Source organism: Pseudodesulfovibrio sp. lm2024 (assembly GCF_051175575.1).
Classification (GTDB): domain Bacteria; phylum Desulfobacterota; class Desulfovibrionia; order Desulfovibrionales; family Desulfovibrionaceae; genus Pseudodesulfovibrio; species Pseudodesulfovibrio caledoniensis.
The window spans coordinates 1,936,335-1,953,634 of the sequence record NZ_CP195092.1 but is presented as its reverse complement, the minus strand read 5'-3'; the positions used below and the strand labels follow the sequence as shown (position 1 = coordinate 1,953,634).

The 17,300-nt window shown below is 60.3% G+C and carries 14 protein-coding genes; 11 read left to right on the top strand and 3 right to left on the bottom strand.

Annotated features, from left to right (window positions below; translation table 11 throughout):
• Positions 1-37 precede the first annotated feature (37 nt).
• Together ACR42D_RS09080 and xerD are read right to left on the bottom strand one after the other, a co-directional pair.
• A complete protein-coding gene (locus ACR42D_RS09080; protein WP_484566491.1) occupies positions 38-2,725 on the bottom strand; it encodes a CBS domain-containing protein in 2,688 nt (895 codons plus the stop codon).
• Positions 2,726-2,750: 25 nt separating this feature from the next.
• A complete protein-coding gene (gene xerD, locus ACR42D_RS09075; RefSeq protein WP_484566490.1) occupies positions 2,751-3,674 on the bottom strand; it encodes a site-specific tyrosine recombinase XerD in 924 nt (307 codons plus the stop codon).
• 206 nt (positions 3,675-3,880) lie between these two features.
• Here xerD and ACR42D_RS09070 point away from each other — a divergent pair, with 206 nt between their 5' ends.
• The 11 genes from ACR42D_RS09070 to ACR42D_RS09020 all read left to right on the top strand — a co-directional run bounded on the left by ACR42D_RS09070 (position 3,881) and on the right by ACR42D_RS09020 (position 15,235).
• Positions 3,881-5,047, top strand: coding sequence for an LL-diaminopimelate aminotransferase (locus ACR42D_RS09070; protein WP_484566489.1), 1,167 nt, complete (start codon positions 3,881-3,883; stop codon positions 5,045-5,047).
• Entirely contained in the window at positions 5,044-5,547 is a 504-nt protein-coding gene (gene folK, locus ACR42D_RS09065) for a 2-amino-4-hydroxy-6-hydroxymethyldihydropteridine diphosphokinase (RefSeq protein ID WP_484566488.1), read from the top strand. The genes ACR42D_RS09070 and folK overlap by 4 nt, the downstream gene beginning before the upstream one ends.
• A gap of 23 nt (positions 5,548-5,570) precedes the next feature.
• Positions 5,571-5,849 carry a transcriptional regulator gene (locus ACR42D_RS09060; protein ID WP_484566487.1) on the top strand — a complete coding sequence of 93 codons (279 nt, stop codon included), beginning with the start codon at positions 5,571-5,573 and terminating at the stop codon, positions 5,847-5,849.
• A gap of 482 nt (positions 5,850-6,331) precedes the next feature.
• Positions 6,332-8,419: a tetratricopeptide repeat protein gene (locus ACR42D_RS09055; RefSeq protein ID WP_484566486.1), complete on the top strand. Its 2,088-nt coding sequence runs from the start codon at positions 6,332-6,334 to the stop codon at positions 8,417-8,419.
• A 21-nt stretch (positions 8,420-8,440) separates the two neighbouring features.
• The gene (locus ACR42D_RS09050) at positions 8,441-9,115 is read left to right on the top strand and encodes an AzlC family ABC transporter permease (RefSeq protein WP_484566485.1); all 675 of its coding nucleotides are present in this window, start codon (positions 8,441-8,443) and stop codon (positions 9,113-9,115) included.
• The gene (locus ACR42D_RS09045; protein WP_484566484.1) at positions 9,102-9,398 is read left to right on the top strand and encodes an AzlD family protein; all 297 of its coding nucleotides are present in this window, start codon (positions 9,102-9,104) and stop codon (positions 9,396-9,398) included. Before ACR42D_RS09050 ends, ACR42D_RS09045 begins: the two co-directional genes overlap by 14 nt.
• A 201-nt stretch (positions 9,399-9,599) precedes the next feature.
• Positions 9,600-10,034: a GNAT family N-acetyltransferase gene (locus tag ACR42D_RS09040; RefSeq protein ID WP_484566483.1), complete on the top strand. Its 435-nt coding sequence runs from the start codon at positions 9,600-9,602 to the stop codon at positions 10,032-10,034.
• 232 nt (positions 10,035-10,266) lie between these two features.
• Positions 10,267-11,043: a FadR/GntR family transcriptional regulator gene (locus ACR42D_RS09035; RefSeq protein ID WP_484566482.1), complete on the top strand. Its 777-nt coding sequence runs from the start codon at positions 10,267-10,269 to the stop codon at positions 11,041-11,043.
• A gap of 20 nt (positions 11,044-11,063) precedes the next feature.
• Complete coding sequence (gene betA / locus ACR42D_RS09030) at positions 11,064-12,707, top strand: choline dehydrogenase (protein WP_484566481.1); 1,644 nt, start codon at positions 11,064-11,066, stop codon at positions 12,705-12,707.
• A gap of 7 nt (positions 12,708-12,714) precedes the next feature.
• Positions 12,715-14,199: a betaine-aldehyde dehydrogenase gene (betB, locus tag ACR42D_RS09025; protein WP_484566480.1), complete on the top strand. Its 1,485-nt coding sequence runs from the start codon at positions 12,715-12,717 to the stop codon at positions 14,197-14,199.
• Positions 14,200-14,281: 82 nt separating this feature from the next.
• Positions 14,282-15,235 carry a glycine betaine ABC transporter substrate-binding protein gene (locus tag ACR42D_RS09020; protein ID WP_484566479.1) on the top strand — a complete coding sequence of 318 codons (954 nt, stop codon included), beginning with the start codon at positions 14,282-14,284 and terminating at the stop codon, positions 15,233-15,235.
• A 155-nt stretch (positions 15,236-15,390) separates the two neighbouring features.
• Here the strand turns inward: ACR42D_RS09020 and ACR42D_RS09015 are convergent, their stop codons facing one another.
• Positions 15,391-16,905, bottom strand: a complete 1,515-nt coding sequence (locus tag ACR42D_RS09015; protein ID WP_484566478.1) for a response regulator — start codon at positions 16,903-16,905, stop codon at positions 15,391-15,393.
• Between the last annotated feature and the right edge of the window lie 395 nt (positions 16,906-17,300).

Here is a 17,300-nt window from a genome sequence, read left to right as displayed (position 1 = left end):
ACACGGCTTGCCAGCCGAGGGCAAGAGGGGAAAGCGTCTAGTCTCCGTTCTCTCCCTCGAAGCTCGCCGACAATTCCTTATTCAATTTTTTCGCCAGATTCAATTGCTCGTGCCGGGTTTCGGCGCGGCCGTCGATCTTGGCGGTCATCAGCCTGTCCAGGATGGCCGTGTAGATGGGCCCGGGCTCGATGCCGATGTTCTTGAGGTCCTTACCGTTGACCTCGATCTGAATATATTGCAACCGTGCGAGATACTGTGAAATATTTCTCCTGATGTACTCCTTTCGGCTGCGCGCCATAAGAAACAGGATGCCCTCCACCGGGATGGGATGGAGAATCCTGTACAACCGGCTCAGGCGCGAACGCCCTTCCTTCCAGCCCATGAGCTTCATCAGCGCCTCGCCGATCATGTCCCGCAGGTGGAAGAAGTCCCGCTCCTCCTTCTGGGTAAAATGAAGACGCCGGGTCACCTGGCTGATCTTGTCCCGCTTGATGCCCGCAGTCATGCCCAGAATGTAGAGCTTCCACGGGACCACCTCCGGGTCCAGGTAGAGGAGCTTGTACCAGTTGTGGACCTTGACCAGCTCGGTCAGGATCTGGATGCGCTCCTTATCCAGGGAAAGCAGGGGATGGATGGCCTCCATGATGCCCAGTTCCTGCATGCGCAGCAGGCAGGCCAGGGGGTCCTCCTCGTCCATGATCAACTGCAGCTCGTGCATGACCCGGGGCCCGGAGAGCTTGCTGAACAGCTTGAGGTTGAGCGCGTTTTTGATCAGCCGCATGGTCTGGCCGCCGATCTGGAAATCGAAGCGCCGCTCGAAGCGGATGGCCCGCAGGATACGGGTGGGGTCCTCAACGAAGCTCAGGGAATGGAGCACGCGGATGGTCCGGTTGCGGATGTCCCGCTCGGCCCCGAAAAAGTCCACCAGCTGACCGTAGCGGCCGGGATTGATGCGCAGGGCCAGGGCGTTGACCGTGAAGTCGCGGCGGTACAGGTCCATTTTAATGGAAGATAGCTCCACCGTGGGCAGGGCGGCGGGATATTCGTAGTATTCAAGCCGGGCCGTGGCCACGTCCACCCGCTGGCCGTCGTCCAGGATGACCACGGCGGTCTTGAACTTGGAGTGCGCCTTGACCCGCCCGCCGAGCCGGTCCGCGAACCGCTTGGCAAAGGCGATGCCGTCGCCCTCGACCACCAGGTCCAGATCGAGGTTGGGCCGCCCGAGCAGGATGTCGCGCACGAAACCGCCCACCGCATAGACCTCCCAGCCTATCTCCGCGCCCAGTTCGCCCGCCTCCTTGAGCAGGTCGAGCATGCGCTGGGGCAGCCGGTTCCTGACCTGGGCGGCGATGTTCCGCTCCCTGCGGTGGTCCGGCATCAGGGAGTCGGGAATGCGCGCCGGCTCCTCGATAAGCATGTTCATGAGGTCCGTGCGGGTGATGACCCCGATGAGCTCGCCGCTCTCGACCACGGGCAGCATGCGCTGGCGGTTGTTCAGAATGATCTCCATGACCCGATAGAGATCTGTCTTGGACTCCACGGTCTCGAACGTCCGGGTCATGTATTCGCTCAGGGCCACGCCGCCTAGGTGATGGGAGACGGCCTTGTCCGCGATCTGCTGGCCGATGATGCCGATGCATCGCATGCTGTCCTTTTCCACCACGGGCACATCCTTGAGCCCGTAGCGGCTCATCAGCTCCAGGGCGTCGGCCATGGCCTTATCGCCCTCAATGACCACCGGCGGCCGGGACATGAGGGAGTCGACCACGATCTGCGGATTGATCTGGGAGTAGAACAGGGCGAACAGGTCGTCGCGCACTTCGGCCAGGGTGCGGTCCTTGACCGTGGCCGAGGCCGCCGCGTCGTGCCCGCCGCCGCCCAGGGACGCGCAGATGCGGCCCACGTTGACGTCCGGGTTCCTGGACCGGGCCACCAGATGGATACGGTCGGCCATGCGGCCCAGGGCGAAGACAACTTTGATCTTCTCCATGTCCATGAGTTTGTGGACCAGCAGGGCGAAGTCGGGCACGAACTTGTCCGTGGACATCTCGGTGATGACCACGTCCACGCCGTGGATGTCGTATGTCTTGGCATTCTTGAACAATTCACCGAGATAGGTGACCTGCTCGGCGGACAACTCGTGGGACAGAAGTTCGGTGATGACCTCGATGTCCATGCCCTGGGACTTGAGCCAGCCCGCGGCCTCGAAGTCGTGTGGCGTAGTGGTGTTGAAGCCGAAGGAGCCGGTGTCCTCGTAGATGCCTATACCGAGCAGGGTGGCCTCTTCGATGTTCAGGGTCAGGCCGCGCTCCCTGATCTCGTGCACGATGATAGTCGTGGTGGAGCCCCAGTCCCGGACCACGCTCTTTTCGGCGGGCAGGTCCTCTTCGCTGTCAGGGTGGTGGTCGTAGAGATGGATGCGCAGCCCCTCGTTGTCCAGCACGGGCCGGACATGGGGAATGCGCGAGCGCTGGCGGGTGTCCACGACCACCAGCAGTTCCACGGACCCGGGATCTATGTCCTTGAAGGCCTTGAAATTAAAGAGATAAGTGGTGCTCTCGATGAAGAAGTTGCGCAGGCTGGACTCCTGGCTGCCCGGGAAGATGAGCACGGCCTCGGGATAGAGCTTGCTGGCCGCGACCATGGCCCCCAGGGCGTCGAAATCCGCGTTGGCGTGCGCCGTGATCACGGTCGGGGCATGTATCTTTTCCTGCTTATTTTTCATTTTGTATTCTGCGTTGTTGCGATGATCACATGGTTGATCGCGGATGGAATTTCCGGTGCAGGGTCTTGAGCCGGTTGGCCTCGACGTGGGTATAGATTTCGGTGGCGCTGATGTCCGCGTGTCCCAGCAGTATCTGAACGGTGCGCAGGTCCGCGCCACCCTCCAGCAGGTGGGTGGCGAAGGAGTGGCGGAAAGTGTGCGGCGAGATGGACCGCTTTATGCCGGCGGCCTCGGCGTATTTCTTGATTAGTTTCCACACGCCCTGGCGGGTCAGCCCCTTGCCCGAACGGTTCAGGAACATGAAGTCCTCGCGCGGCTTGAAGCCGGGGCGGGTGAACTCCAGGTAACGGTTGAGATAATCCTGAGCCGTGTAATGGATAGGAATGAGCCGGTCCTTGGACCCTTTGCCGAAGACCTTGAGCATGCCCACCTGCGGGTCGTAGTCCAGGACCTTCATGCCGATGAGCTCGGACACCCGCAGCCCCGCCGCGTAGAGCAGCTCCAGCATGACCTTGTCGCGCATGCCGAGCGGGGTGGAGGTGTCGGGCAGGGCGAGGACGCGGGAAATTTCCTCGCGGCTGAGGAATTCCGGCAGCTTGCGCGGCAGCTTGGGGTTTTCCAGAAGCTGGCCGGGGTCCTCCTTGTACCATTTCTCACCCACGGCGAAGGCGAAGAACCCGCGCAGGGAGGAGAGGTGCCGGGCCAGTGAGCGGCTCTTCAGGCCGCGCGCCCGCAGATGGGTCAGGTAGAGGAACAGGGTCTTGTCCGTCAGATCCTTCAGGGCGAAGGACTTGTCCTCAAGAAAGGCGAGCAGGGACCCCAGGTCGTTGGCGTAGCCGGTCAGGCTGTTCTCGGACAGCCCCTTCTCAATCAGCAGGTGCTCAAGATACCTGTCCACCCACGGGTGGCTGTACTCATTGATGTTTTTTTCTTTTTCAGGGCGCGCCATGATCTCTGCCGGACCGGTTTGATACTATTAAAGTATTGGATAATATCCACGGGAAAAAGGTATCTGCCACACTGCATGGAAACCGAGCACGGCTGCCTCCATCCTTGCTAACAAGGTGAGGGTCAAAGCGCAATGGTTCGCATTGACACAGGGTCATGCCCCCATTATGAAAGTGCTTCAATATCGGATTCAAGGAGAGACCTTACATGTCTGAATTCAAGTTGGCCGACCGCCTGTCGGCGCTGCCTCCGTATCTTTTCGCCGCCATCGACAAGGCCAAGGCCGAAGTCGCCAAGAAGGGCATGGACATCATCAGCCTGGGTATCGGCGACCCCGACCTGCCCACCCCCGAGTTCATCATCGAGGCGCTGTACGAGAGCGCCAGGAAGCCCAAAAACCACCGCTATCCGGATTACGTCGGCATGCTGGCCTACCGGCAGGCCGTGGCCGACTGGTACAAGGAGCGTTTCAACGCGGACCTGGATCCCGAGACCGAGGTCGTCAGCCTGATCGGCTCCAAGGAGGGCATCGCCCACTTCCCGCTGGCCTACGTCAACCCCGGCGACACGGTCCTGGTGGCCACTCCGAACTATCCGGTCTACGGCATCGCCACCGAGTTCGCCGGCGGAAGGGTGGAGTACCTGCCCCTGCTCGAGGAGAACGACTTCCTGGTGGACCTGGACGCCATCTCCGACGAGACCTGGGCCAAGGCCAAGATGATCTTCGTCTGCTACCCGAACAACCCGACCGCGGCCACGGCGACCAAGCCCTTCTACGAGAAGCTCATCGAGAAGGCCAAGGAATTCAACGTAATCGTCGTCTCCGACGCGGCCTACACCGAAATTTACTACGATCCGGACAACAAGCCCCTCTCCATCATGGAATGCGAGGGCGCCAAGGACGTCTGCATCGAGTTCCACTCCCTGTCCAAGACCTACAACATGACCGGTTGGCGCATCGGCATGGCCGTGGGCAACAAGAGCCTCATCGCGGGCCTTGGCAAGATCAAGGAAAACGTGGACTCCGGCATTTTCCAGGCCGTTCAGGAAGCCGGCATCGCCGCCCTGAGGCAGGGCGAGCCCTTTGCCGAGGGATTCCGGGCCATCTACAAGGAGCGCCGCGACGTGGTCAGCGCCGCCCTGACCAAGATCGGCATCAAGCACCGCGTGCCGGGTGCTTCCTTCTACCTGTGGTGCAACGTGCCGGAAGGGTACAAGTCCGCTGATTTCGTGACCAACGTGCTCATGAAGACCGGCGTGGTTCTGACTCCCGGCAACGGCTTCGGCACCCCCGGGGAAGGGTACTTCCGCATTTCCCTGACCGTGCACAACGACAAGCTCGAGGAGGCCGTATCCAGAATTTCGAAACTGTGATCTGCTACGTGAGCCTCGGCTCGAACGTGGGAGACACCGAAGACAACCTGCATGAGGCCCTGGTCCTGCTTGAGGACTACGGCGACGATATCCGCCTGAAAAAGGTCTCGGACTACTACGAGACTGAACCGCAGGGGGAGATCAAGGATCAGCCGTGGTTCACCAACCAGATCATCGAGCTCGAGATCGACGCCGAAATCTGGTCGCCGCCCGGTTTCCTGTCCACCTGCACGGCCATCGAGGCCAAGATGGGCCGGACCCGGGCCGTGCCCGGCGGCCCGAGGCCCTTGGACATGGACATCATCGCCTGGGGCGACACCGTCATGGACATGGATTTCCTGACCCTGCCGCATCCGCGCGCCAAGGAAAGGGCGTTCGTGCTCGTGCCGCTCAAGGAGATCGCCCCGGACTATGTGTTCCCGGACGGGACCACGGTGGATGAGGCCCTGGCAGCCATCAACTACCGGCAGGAAGGGCGCAAGCTCTGGCAGGACTCCTGATAAAACAAACCAACGAGGCTCCCATGCTCAAATTCCTGGTCATCGCCGCTGCACTGTTTCTGGTCTACAAGCTCTTCATGGGCGACAAGCGCAAGAAGGACATGCAAAAAGACAAATCCTTCAAGCAGAAGGTGGCCTCCGGCGAAATGGTCAAGGACCCGTCGTGCGGAACCTACGTTGACAAGGACGGCGACATCCGCGTCCGGGAAGGGGACAAGGTCCACGTGTTTTGTTCCTACGAATGCCGGGACAAATACCTGAAGCGGATCGGCGCTTCAATCCCCAAAAACGACGAAGAATAGGCGCTCCAGCCACAAAGACCAATTCAAAGGCCCGAACCAGGGCCTTTTTTCTCGCCCAAATTTCGCACGTGGGCCGTTTGGCGCCCAAAGACGAAGTTCCACATCGATTAAACCCCGGAAACGCGGCACAGGCGATTTACCGCAGGCCAAGCCGAAACGGGGCATCGGAAAGCCATCGTAAGCGCCGATTGGATTGCTCAGTTTTTAAGACTTTAAGAAATTTATCTCACTATTTTGAGATGTTATATATTTGTCTCATAATGTAAATTATGTAAACTTTTAACAACGAGAAGCCAAAACAGCCCAATCGTCACCGTTGTTTTTTTGCCCTTCCTGATTTCACGCCGCTTGAGGATTTCGACGTTGAGAACGCAAACTTTGGATGAAACGGTCATGCTTCCCATTGAGCATTTTTTTCGCGGCTGGTAAGGATGCCCCATCACAAACAGACAAAAAGGCCGTTACGGCCGATTTGAGGAAAAATGAAATCACGCATCGCGTTTTCGCTTCTGACCGTTTTTATGGCCCTGGCCGGACTGAACCCTGCCCTTGCCGCGGAAAAACAGTCCTTTCAGGAATGGCTTGAGCACTATCGGGCCTGGGACCGTCTGGAAAAGGAATATGCCCACGAGTCCGCCTCGGACACGCCCGAGGCCGTGCTCAAACGCGCTCAAGTCTACCTGAATCTCAACTCCCCTGATAAAACCCTTGAAATCATAGAGATGACACCAGCCTTTGAAGGAAAGAACGAGGCCGAACGCCTGTGGCTGGGCGGCCAGGCCCACCGGGCTCTCGGGGACCTGACCAAGGCCGTTCTCTGGTATACCCAGGCCACCAAGTACCTGTCGGACGGCGAAATCCGCGCCCGTTTCAAACGCGAACCCGCCCTGGAATCCATCTGGCACGACGTTTGGCTCAAGATGTACTGGTCCTATCTGGCCAATCACACCCTTTCCCGGGACTCTCAGAAGGAAGCCCTGGACATGATTCTGGGCGTGGGCCGCAAAGTGTGGGACAACGAATTTTGGAATAAGGTCAATTTTATCATGAATCCCGAGCAGTTGTCTGCCGGGAACCCTTCCGGCATGAAGTCCGGCGATACCACCGCGCCCGTTGCGTCTCTGGTGCAACCCACGGACACGCAGCTCATCGCCCACGCCATGGCTTCAGTTTCCCTGGAAAAATTCGAAGAGGCAGCCGGTTTTGTTACCCAGATATCCAACGAGACGGTACGCACATTCTGGTCCTCGATCCTCGACTTTCTTAGCAGTGGCAACACTCCTGAAAACCTTGAAGTATTTATCAACGGCAACTACCTCAAAGCGCACGCCTTCTGGGCGGGCAACGTCCTGGCCCCCTACTCCAAATCGCGCAGCGAATGGTTCCTGGGCAACCCGGACTCGGCGGCCTGGACCAAATTCCGCAACAACATCCTGACCATGACTCCGGAGGAAGCGGAAAAGGCCATCGACAACGAACTCGGCTCCATGCTCATCTCCGAACAGACCGCGACCCTGCTGCGCAACTTCAAACTGGCCCTGTCTCTTTCGGGCGGCAATGAGCATGTCTCTGCAACCACCTGGAATTCAATAGATAAGAAGACGCTTCCTATCTGTCTGCGGTTGGCGGGCATGCTGTCCTTCAAGGAGAGCTTGAACAACGTCCTGCCCGAAAAACCGGCCCAGGCCTTTGCCCTGTACCCGGTTCTGGCCGCCCTTTCCGGGGCCGCCGGCGAGAACGCCAATCCCGAGACCGAGGCCCCCTTCTGGACCGCCGCCCCCTCGGACAAGCTGAAGAATCTGTCCGCCGATAACCCTCTGGACCGCCTCCTACTGCTGGCCTACTGGCAGCAACGCTTCGCGGCCAAGCCGAGTGCGGAACTGGCCAAACGCGCGGCCTATCTGTTCGACGACTCCTCCTTTGGCATCCGCAGCCTGATCTACCTGGCCGACGACGCGGTCAGAGCCAAAGACCTGCAACTCGGAGCCTTTTACCTGAACCGCATCGACGAACCCGCCCTGCCGCCCGAACTGCGCACGGCCTGGCTGGACATCAAGACCCGCCTGGAACTCGATGCCGGACATCAGGGACAGGCGCTTGAAACCTATCAGGAAATGGCCAAGACCGGCGAACCCGTGCCGGTGATGACCCGGCTGCGCATGGCCCTGCTTTACCAGCAGCGCCGGGAATACGAGACCGCGCAGAAGGAGCTGCTGGCCATGTGGGATGCCAGGGCTACCATGACCACGGCCCTGCAGGCCGAGACCCTGTTTTGGCTCGGTGAGGGCGAACAGGCCATGCGCAACCCGGACAAGGCGTTGGATTATTACCTTAAACTGGCGTGGCAGTACCCCCAGGAAAACATCTGGTGCCTGACCGCCATGTATCGCGCCTCGCTGATCTATGAAAAGCGCGGCAAATACGAGACCGCTAAGCGGTTGCTCGGCACCGTGGTGCGCAACGCCTCCCGCAAGGAGCAGCGCGTGGCCGCCCAGGCGCGCATCGAAGCCATCGACAAAAAGATGGGCGAAAAGGACGAGGACAAGAGCACGCTCGTCTACCCGTTCTAAGCCGTGAACGGGCGACTGACATTGGAATCCGTCCGGCAGGGCGCGCTGCGCGCCCTGCCGGTGGCCTTCAGCGTATTCGCCTACGGCATGGTCTATGGTCTGCTCACCCGCCAGGCCGGACTGACCATGGCCGAATCTGTGCTGTCCAGCGGCCTGATCTTTGCCGGATCATCCCAGTTCGTGTCCCTGGACATGTGGTTCCACCCGCTGCCTGTAACCGCTCTGATTTTCACTACATTCATCGTCAACCTGCGCCATGTGCTCATGAGCGCCTCCCTGACGCCCTGGATGCGCGGGCTCCCCGCCAGATCCACCCTCCCCCTGCTCTTCCTGCTGTCGGACGAGAGTTGGGCCATGACGTACGGAGCCGTGAGCCGTGGCAAATCCGACCTGAGTTTCCTCCTGGGCTGCGGGCTGCTTATCTGGGCCGCCTGGATGGCGGCGACTATCACCGGCAGGCTGGCCGGAGCGGTCATACCCGATCCTGAGGCGTTCGGCCTGGACTTCGCCTTCACTGCCGTGTTCATCTCCTTGCTGGCCGGGCTATGGAAAGGCAGGGGGGACATCCCGCCCTGGGTTGTGGCCGCCGTAACCGCCTTGGTTGTCAACCATTTCTTGCCCGGCAAGTGGTATATTGTGATAGGCGGCCTGGCCGGAAGCCTGACCGGCCTGTGGGGTAACCATGCGGATGGATAGTCTGATCGCCATTCTCGGCATGGCCGCCGTGACCTATCTGACCCGCATCAGCGGGCCGTGGCTGGTGCGTTTGGTCCAGGGAAATCAACGGGTGGAGGCGTGCCTGTCCCGCCTTCCGGGCTCCATTCTGACCGCCCTGCTCGCCCCGCTGGTCTTTGCCGTGGGCACGGCCGAGGCAGTGGCCTCGGGCATTACTCTGCTCGTGGCCCTGCGTTTCCGAAACATGCCCCTGTCCCTGGTCGCGGGCGTCGGCTCCCTGGCGGTCCTGCGCCATTTCTTGTGATCAGGCCTGACTGGGATTTTTATCGCGTCTAAACCACTTCTTGCCGTGAAAATGAAACATCACGCAATGCTAATGACGATACAAAGCCTGCTATATTTCCACTGTTCTACCTCAGAGAGGCATTGATTGCCATGATTACGATCATGCCCAAAAAGTCCCCCTCCCCTACGGAATCAAATTCAAATCAGCGAGGAAGCACGCATGTGCATAGAAAAGGCCGGTAAAGAGGATTACCCCGAACTGATCTCCGTATGGGAAGCCTCTGTCCGCGCGACCCACGACTTTCTGACCGAGGAAGACATCCTGTCTCTGCGTCCACTGATACGGGATCAGTATTTCGAAGCCGTGGAACTCTGGTGCGCCCGAGATGCAGACGGGAAGATAAAGGGATTCTGCGGCGTTGCAGAAGGGAATCTGGAGATGCTTTTCGTCGCGCCGGACAGCAGAGGCCAGGGCGTCGGCACTGCCTTGTGCCGCCTGGCAGTAGACCGGCTGGGCGTAAACCGGGTGGACGTCAACGAACAAAACCCGCAGGCTCTGGGCTTCTACGAGCATTTTGGCTTCAAGATCGTGGACCGCTCTCCTTTGGATGGCCAGGGCAACCCCTTCCCGTTGCTCCACATGGCACTGCGCTGATTCCAGCAGCTCTCAGCCTTCCTTACTCTCTCCCCTCCTTTCCGTTCGCAATTGGCCATTGCGCCCCACAGTTTCGCCATTTTATCCTCATTTCTTCGACAATCATCCCACACCGCTTCAGATTCACCCTTGACGAGATCAAAAAAGATCGCCTACAATGGTCCTACCAAATCGGCATTAAATGCCCTTTTGCAGCTGCAAAATCCAACAAAAACCAAATTAGGTACGACCATTGAGCACTACCAAGAACACCTCATCGCTTTTTTTGCCCGTTCAGGCAGGACGGGCGAGTGAAGAAGTCGCATTGCAGATCGAGGCGGCCATAGTGGACGGCAGGCTGCCATCCGGAGAACGGTTGCCCAGCGAACGGGAAATGCAGTCCCAGTTCGGCACGGGCCGAGGCGTTGTCCGAGAGGCCATCAAGATCCTTAAACAGAAAGGGCTTCTCGAGGTCCGCAAAGGCGCAAAGGGCGGGGCCTATGTCCGAGAACTGGATGTCACCAATGTTTCAGAATCACTAGCCCTTTTCCTGAAGCAGCACCCGATCGACACGGAAAGGCTGATCGAGTTCCGCGAGACCATGGACCGGACCATCACCAAGCTGGCCCTGGCCCACGGCACACAGAAGGAAAAGGAGGAGTTGCTCGAGGAGGCCATGCGCCTCGAAATCCTGCTCCGGGAGGAAGAGCCCGACCTGCTGGTGACCAGCGAACTTGACCGCCAATTGAACATCATGCTCGCCCGCATGGCCCGCAACCCGCTCTTCGAGTGGGTCATGCACGCCCTGCAGATGGGCTTCAGCTCTCACGACTACGCCCTCTACCAGAACCCGGAATTCCGTGAACGGGCTGCGGCCAACTGGAGCGACACGGCCCGTGCCCTCCGCGACGGGCAACTCATGCGCGCCCTGGGCTTCATCAGCCACCACTACATCCTGCTTCGGCAGTGCATCGCCCAAAACGGCATGTCCCCGCAGGATGCCGAGTTCCTGCAGGAAGACCAACCTTAAATTCAACGAGTTCAGATTACATGAAACATTACGATTACATAATTGTTGGCGGAGGTTCCGCCGGTTCTGTCCTGGCCAACCGCCTGAGCGCCAATCCCAAGAACAAGGTCCTGGTTCTGGAGGCCGGGCTGCCCGACTTCAAGTTGGATTTCCGCATCCATATGCCCGCGGCCCTGACCTACCCCCTGGCAGGAAAGACCTACAACTGGTGGTACGAGTCCGAACCCGAGCCGCACATGCACAACCGGCGCATCTACCAGCCGAGGGGCAAGGTCCTTGGCGGATCGAGCTGTATCAACGGCATGATCTACATCCGCGGCAATGCCATGGATTATGAGAAATGGGCCAGAGAGGATGGCCTGGAGGACTGGGACTATGCGCACTGCCTGCCCTACTTCAAGCGTTTCGAGTGCCGCACCGCCGGTGCCGACGAGTACCAGGGAGCAGTCGGCCCCCTCTACCTGACCACCCCCGAGTGCGACAACCCGCTCTTCGACGCCTTTTTCCAGGCCGTGCAGCAGGCGGGCTACCCGGTGACCAAGGATGTCAACGGCTATCAGCAGGAAGGATTCGGAAAGTTCGACCGCAACACCTATAAAGGCCGCCGCTGGAACGCGGCCCGGGCCTATATCCACCCGGTGCGCAACCGGCGCAATCTGACCGTCAAGTGCAAGGCCATGACCACGCGCATTCTGTTTGAAGGCAAGCGCGCAGTGGGTGTGGAATACACCCGCGGCAAGCGTACCTTCAAGGCCTACGGCGGCGAGATCATCTCCTGCGGCGGTGCGATCAATTCACCGCAATTGCTGCAACTTTCCGGCATTGGCAACGGCCGCGAGCTGTCCGCCCTGGGCATCGACGTGGTCAACGATCTGCCAGGCGTGGGCGAGAATCTCCAGGATCATCTGGAGCTTTACGTGCAGTATGCCTGCAAGCAGCCGGTCTCCATGTTCCCCTGCCTGAAATGGTACAACCAGCCGTGGATCGGCATGAAATGGCTCTTCGGGGGCACGGGCGAGGCGGCCACCAACCATTTCGAAGCGGGCGGCTTTATCCGGGGCAACGACCGAGTGGAATACCCCAACCTCCAGTACCACTTCCTGCCCATCGCCATCCGCTACGACGGCTCCGCCCCCAACGAGGGCCACGGCTACCAGGTCCATGTCGGCCCCATGAACACCGACGTGCGCGGCCACGTGAAGCTCAAGTCCTCCGATCCGGCCGACTATCCGTCCATCCTGTTCAACTACCTGTCCACAGAACAGGAGAAAAGGGAATGGGTGGAGGCCATCCGCAAGACCCGCGAGATCATGACTCAGCCCGCATTCGACGAACTGCGCGGCAAGGAACTCGCCCCCGGCGCCCAGGCCCAGACCGACGAGGAAATCCTTGATTTCGTGGCTCGCGAGGGCGAATCCGCCTACCACCCGAGCTGCACCTGCGCCATGGGCACCCACGACATGGCCGTGACCGACCCCGAGCTGAGAGTCCACGGCGTGGAAGGTCTGCGCGTGGTGGACGCCTCGGTCATGCCCTACGTAACCAACGGCAACATATACGCCCCGGTCATGATGATCGCGGAAAAAGCAGCCGACATCATCCTCGGCAACACGCCCCTGCCCCCGGAACACGCTCCGTTTTATCAACATTCGGAATCACAGTAGGTTAACAATGATAAAAAGCATGCTATATATAGACGGCAAATGGGTGAAAAGCGTTGCGGACGCGACCCGCGAGATCATCAACCCCTTTGACGGCGCGATCATCGCCACCGTGCCCGAGGGGACCCGCGAAGACGCAAGGGCGGCCATCAAGGCCGCCCGGACCGCCTTCGACAAAGGCGGCTGGCCGCAGACGCCCGCCGCCGAGCGAGGCCGTCTGCTCTTTCGCCTGGCGGACCTCATCGAGCGGGACCGCGAAGAGCTGGCCCGCCTGGAGAGCCTGGACACGGGCAAGACCGTGGAGGAAAGCCGCTGGGACATGGACGATATCGCGGGCATCTTCCGCTATTTCGCTGGACTGGCCGACAAGGACGCGGGCCAGGTCATCGCCTCGCCCAACCCCGACTCCACCAGCACGCTGGTCCGCGAACCCGTCGGGGTCTGCGGGCAGATATCGCCGTGGAACTACCCCCTGCTCCAGGCCTCATGGAAGATGGCCCCCGCTCTGGCCGCCGGATGCACCATCGTCATGAAGCCGAGCGAAATCACCCCCCTGACCACCCTCAAGGTCACGGAACTGGCTGAAGAAGCCGGGTTCCCCCCCGGCGTGGTCAACACGGTCCTCGGTCCCGGCGCGGAAGTGGGCGCGGAACTGTCCGAAAACGACGATGTGGACCTCATCTCCTTCACCGGCGGCATCTCCACGGGCAAGACCATCATGCGCGCGGCCGCAGGGAACGTGAAAAAGGTCGCCTTGGAACTGGGCGGCAAAAACCCGAACATCATCTTCGACGACGCGGACCTGGAACTGGCCGTGGACTACGCCCTGAACGGGGTCTTCTTCCATGCCGGGCAGATCTGCTCGGCCGGGGCGCGGGTCATGGTCCAGGACGGCATACATGACCGGTTCGTCAAGGCCCTGAGCGAGCGCATGGCCAACATCACGGTGGGCAACGGCTTTGACGAGGGAACCCAGATGGGGCCGCTCATCTCCGCCGAACACCTGGCCAAGGTCGAGGGGTACGTGGACATCGCCAAAAAGGAAGGCGCGACCCTCGCGCTCGGCGGTTCACGGCCGGACGATCCCGCGCTGGCAAAGGGTTTCTTCTACCTTCCCACCCTGTTCACCGATTGCACCAACGACATGCGCATCGTCCAGGAGGAGGTCTTCGGCCCGGTCATCACCGTGGAGCGGTTCACCACCGAAGACGAAGCGGTCGAACGCGCCAACTCCACCATCTACGGCCTGTCCGCCGGATTCTGGACCCGTGACCCCGACCGCATCGAGCGGGTCTCCAAGCGACTTCGCTTCGGCACTGTCTGGGCCAACGACTTCAACGTCTATTTCGTCCAGGCCCCCTGGGGCGGGTACAAGCAGTCCGGCCTGGGCCGAGAACTGGGTGCCATCGGCCTTGAGGAATACACCGAGGTCAAACACATATACCGCAACCACGCCACCCAAGCCCTCAATTGGTTCGGCGTGAAGGCCCAATAATCAAGTCGTCCGCTCCGGGCGCAGGGAACGGACCGGCCTCGAGAGGCCGCCCGCTCCCGGCAATCCCAACCAAGGAGGTTTCATGTCTTCCGTCTTCAGGCGGCTCGCCGTCGCCTTTCTCGTCATCGCAACCATATTCTGCTCCACCGTCCCCGCGCGCGCCGCCGACAAGATCACCGTGGCCAGCGTCTCGTGGACCGGCGTGACCATCAAGTCCGAAATCGCGGTCGCTGTTCTCAAGAGCCTGGGGTATCGAGCCGAGAACAAGGTCTTTTCCGTGCCCATCAGCTACTCCGCCCTGTCGACCGGAGACGCCGATGTGTTTTTCGGCAACTGGATGCCCTCCATGGCCACCATCGCCAACAAATTCTTCAAGAGCGGCAAGGTCATCCAATACGCGGTCAACATGCCCGGGGCCAAGTACACCCTGGCCGTACCCACGTTCTGCGCCCAGGCCGGGCTCAAGGATTTCAGCGATATCGCCAAGTTCGGCGACAAGCTGGACTGGAAGATTTACGGTATCGAACCGGGCAACGACGGCAACCAGATCATCCAGGACATGATCGACAAGAACATGTTCGGGTTGGGGCGGTTCAAGCTTGTCGCGTCCAGCGAGGTGGCCATGCTCTCCCAGGTCCAGGCCGATGCCGCCAACCACAAATGGATCGTCTTTCTCGGCTGGGCCCCGCACAGCATGAACGAGCGTATCGACATGACCTACCTGACCGGCAGCACCGATGCGACCTTCGGGGCGAACGACGGCACCGCCACCGTGTGGACCAACATCCGCAAGGGGCTTGAGCAGGATCGTCCCAACGTGGCGAAACTGTTCAAGAACATGACTTTCTCGGTGTCCATGATGAACCAGATCATGACCCTGGTGCACAAGGACGCGTCCATCGGCTTGACCAAGGCTGGACTTGCCTGGCTCAAGGCGCACCCCGAGATATACGAAAAGTGGCTGGACGACGTGACCACAACGGACGGCAAGCCCGGCGCGCCCGCCTTCAAAGCGTATCTGGATTCCAAGGCGTAGCCGTTCTTCACAGCTGCAAACATAAGGGAACCGCGCGAGCGCGGTTCCCTTTTTCTTTACTTTTACAGCCTGATCACGAGGCGAGCATGAGCGACAGTATTCTACCGATTCGATAGCCGAACATCTCCGTGTGGTGTCAGGAATAGCCGCCTGGACTACGGAAAGGAAATCGACCGCGACTTTTCACAGGCGGCCCGGATGGTCTCGCTCAGGGCGGCGGTGTTCACCGGCTTATTCAGGCAGGCGAAAGCCCCCAGGCTCAGACAGGCTTCACGGTCCTGCTCCGCTCCCCGGTCGGACAGGACCAGGACCTCGGTCTCCGGGTGATCCAGCTTGAACTGCCGCAATACGTCGGTCCCGTCCGAAACCGGCATATCGAGCAGGACCACCTCGGGCTCGTGCTCATCCATGGTATAAAACGCGCTTCTCCCGTCATACAGGGCAAAGGCTCCCGGCTCGTCGCCTCGCCGCAAACGAGGGGACAGGGTTGGGAGGAACTTGCGCTTGTCGTCCGCGAGCAGCGCCATGCACCGCTCCAGGCGGACTCGGGCGCAGGCCGCGCCCCGGTGGTATTCCCGGCCCACGCCGAACTCCACGCTCAAAACGCCGTCGATATCCGCAACCAGCCCGCAGACGCGCCGGGCCATGCGGTCCAGCAACTTCCCGTGGTCGTTGACGGCCAGGGAGACGAAGCCGTCCCTGACGAACACGGACACGCCCCATGTCTCGTAGGGAAGCTGTGCGCGGATGGCCTCTGCCAAAGCGGCATCCTCGTCGTGGACCGACAGGCACGATGCATCTTCCAAAGATTCCTCGACGCAGTAGGGACGAACAAGCGCGGCACGCTGGAAGACGTCGTTGGGGTTGTAGCGCTGGCCCGTGCCGATCTCCACGCCCCTGACCCCTTTCAGTTCGGATACCTTGTCGAACAGGCAGCGGGTGCCGTTCTTGAGGGTCGAGTCATGGCTCTCCAGGCTCAGGGTCAAAGCTCCGGCCCGTGCGGACACGGCCACGTCGTGCCCGTACCGCGCCAGTTCCGCCTGCGCCTCGGCAGCCAGCCGGAAGTCCTCCACGCGCGCCCAACTGGCCGCCGAATCCCGGACCGCAACGTTGGCCAGCTGCTCGACGATGAGGTACGCGCTCTGCCTGACCCCGAGTCCCCCCACGGGAACGATCATGTCGTACAGGACTTCGGACCACGGATCGTTGCAATCCGTAACACCCACGACCCACTCCCCGCGAACCCGGTCGTCCATGTCCATGAACTCACGCGCCTCGGGTTCGCTGCGCTCGCCGTCCCGGCAGGCGGCCCACAGCCGGTCGTTGGTCTCGTTGACCAGGCAGACGCGGAGAATGCTCGCGCAATCACGGGGGGTGAGCAATGCTGTAAATCCCCAAAACACCAAATTTTTTTCAGCTTTCAGTTTGCGGGCCACGGCATACCGCAACCAACTGACAACCTGGTTTCGCTCCGACCCGGTCATGCCGAAATCATCCCTCCGCGCGCCGATCATCCCGGCGAACATCGCCTTGTTCAACCCGGAAAGACGGGCGGCATCGGCAATGATCTCCCGGTCCTCAACCAGGCGGTACCCGGTGATTTCCACCACGCGCTCGACCACTGGCCGGGCATCGCAAAAACATCCGTTGAAAATTGTAATGGCAGTCATGGTGTACCCGTGGCTTGGGCCTGATCCCGTCAGGCGGTTGTTTACGGCGTGCTCGCGGTCGTCAGGGATCACGGCGCTGTTGCCTTTTGCAACGTGTACCAGGTTCAGCCGGAGTGAACAGCCGTTGACGTCCTTTTCTTCTAGCCAAGTTAACCAATCATTAAAAATGGTTAAACGCCACATTGTGAGAATGGCTTGTCAATATGAGCAGGAAATGTTCCAAAACAGAGTCTTGAAGGCAGCAACTTGATGAAATCCTTTCCAAAAACGGCTGCATCCCCCTCGCGGGTGCTGCGCCGGGAAAGGTGATGATCTCCGTGAGCCAAGACATGTTTGGCTGGCGCGAAAAAGCGACTCTTGGTACACCATCGCAACATGTTACCCATAGGAGTGCT

Excerpts from the sequence above, each read along its gene's own strand:
- ACR42D_RS09070 (WP_484566489.1), top strand. The coding sequence starts at position 3,881 with ATGTCTGAATTCAAGTTGGCCGACCGCCTGTCGGCGCTGCCTCCGTAT.
- ACR42D_RS09055 (WP_484566486.1), top strand. The coding sequence starts at position 6,332 with ATGAAATCACGCATCGCGTTTTCGCTTCTGACCGTTTTTATGGCCCTG.
- xerD (WP_484566490.1), bottom strand. The coding sequence starts at position 3,674 with ATGGCGCGCCCTGAAAAAGAAAAAAACATCAATGAGTACAGCCACCCG.
- ACR42D_RS09080 (WP_484566491.1), bottom strand. The coding sequence starts at position 2,725 with ATGAAAAATAAGCAGGAAAAGATACATGCCCCGACCGTGATCACGGCG.
- ACR42D_RS09015 (WP_484566478.1), bottom strand. The coding sequence starts at position 16,905 with ATGACTGCCATTACAATTTTCAACGGATGTTTTTGCGATGCCCGGCCA.
- betA (WP_484566481.1), top strand. The coding sequence starts at position 11,064 with ATGAAACATTACGATTACATAATTGTTGGCGGAGGTTCCGCCGGTTCT.
- ACR42D_RS09060 (WP_484566487.1), top strand. The coding sequence starts at position 5,571 with ATGCTCAAATTCCTGGTCATCGCCGCTGCACTGTTTCTGGTCTACAAG.
- ACR42D_RS09020 (WP_484566479.1), top strand. The coding sequence starts at position 14,282 with ATGTCTTCCGTCTTCAGGCGGCTCGCCGTCGCCTTTCTCGTCATCGCA.
- betB (WP_484566480.1), top strand. The coding sequence starts at position 12,715 with ATGATAAAAAGCATGCTATATATAGACGGCAAATGGGTGAAAAGCGTT.
- ACR42D_RS09045 (WP_484566484.1), top strand. The coding sequence starts at position 9,102 with ATGCGGATGGATAGTCTGATCGCCATTCTCGGCATGGCCGCCGTGACC.
- ACR42D_RS09040 (WP_484566483.1), top strand. The coding sequence starts at position 9,600 with ATGTGCATAGAAAAGGCCGGTAAAGAGGATTACCCCGAACTGATCTCC.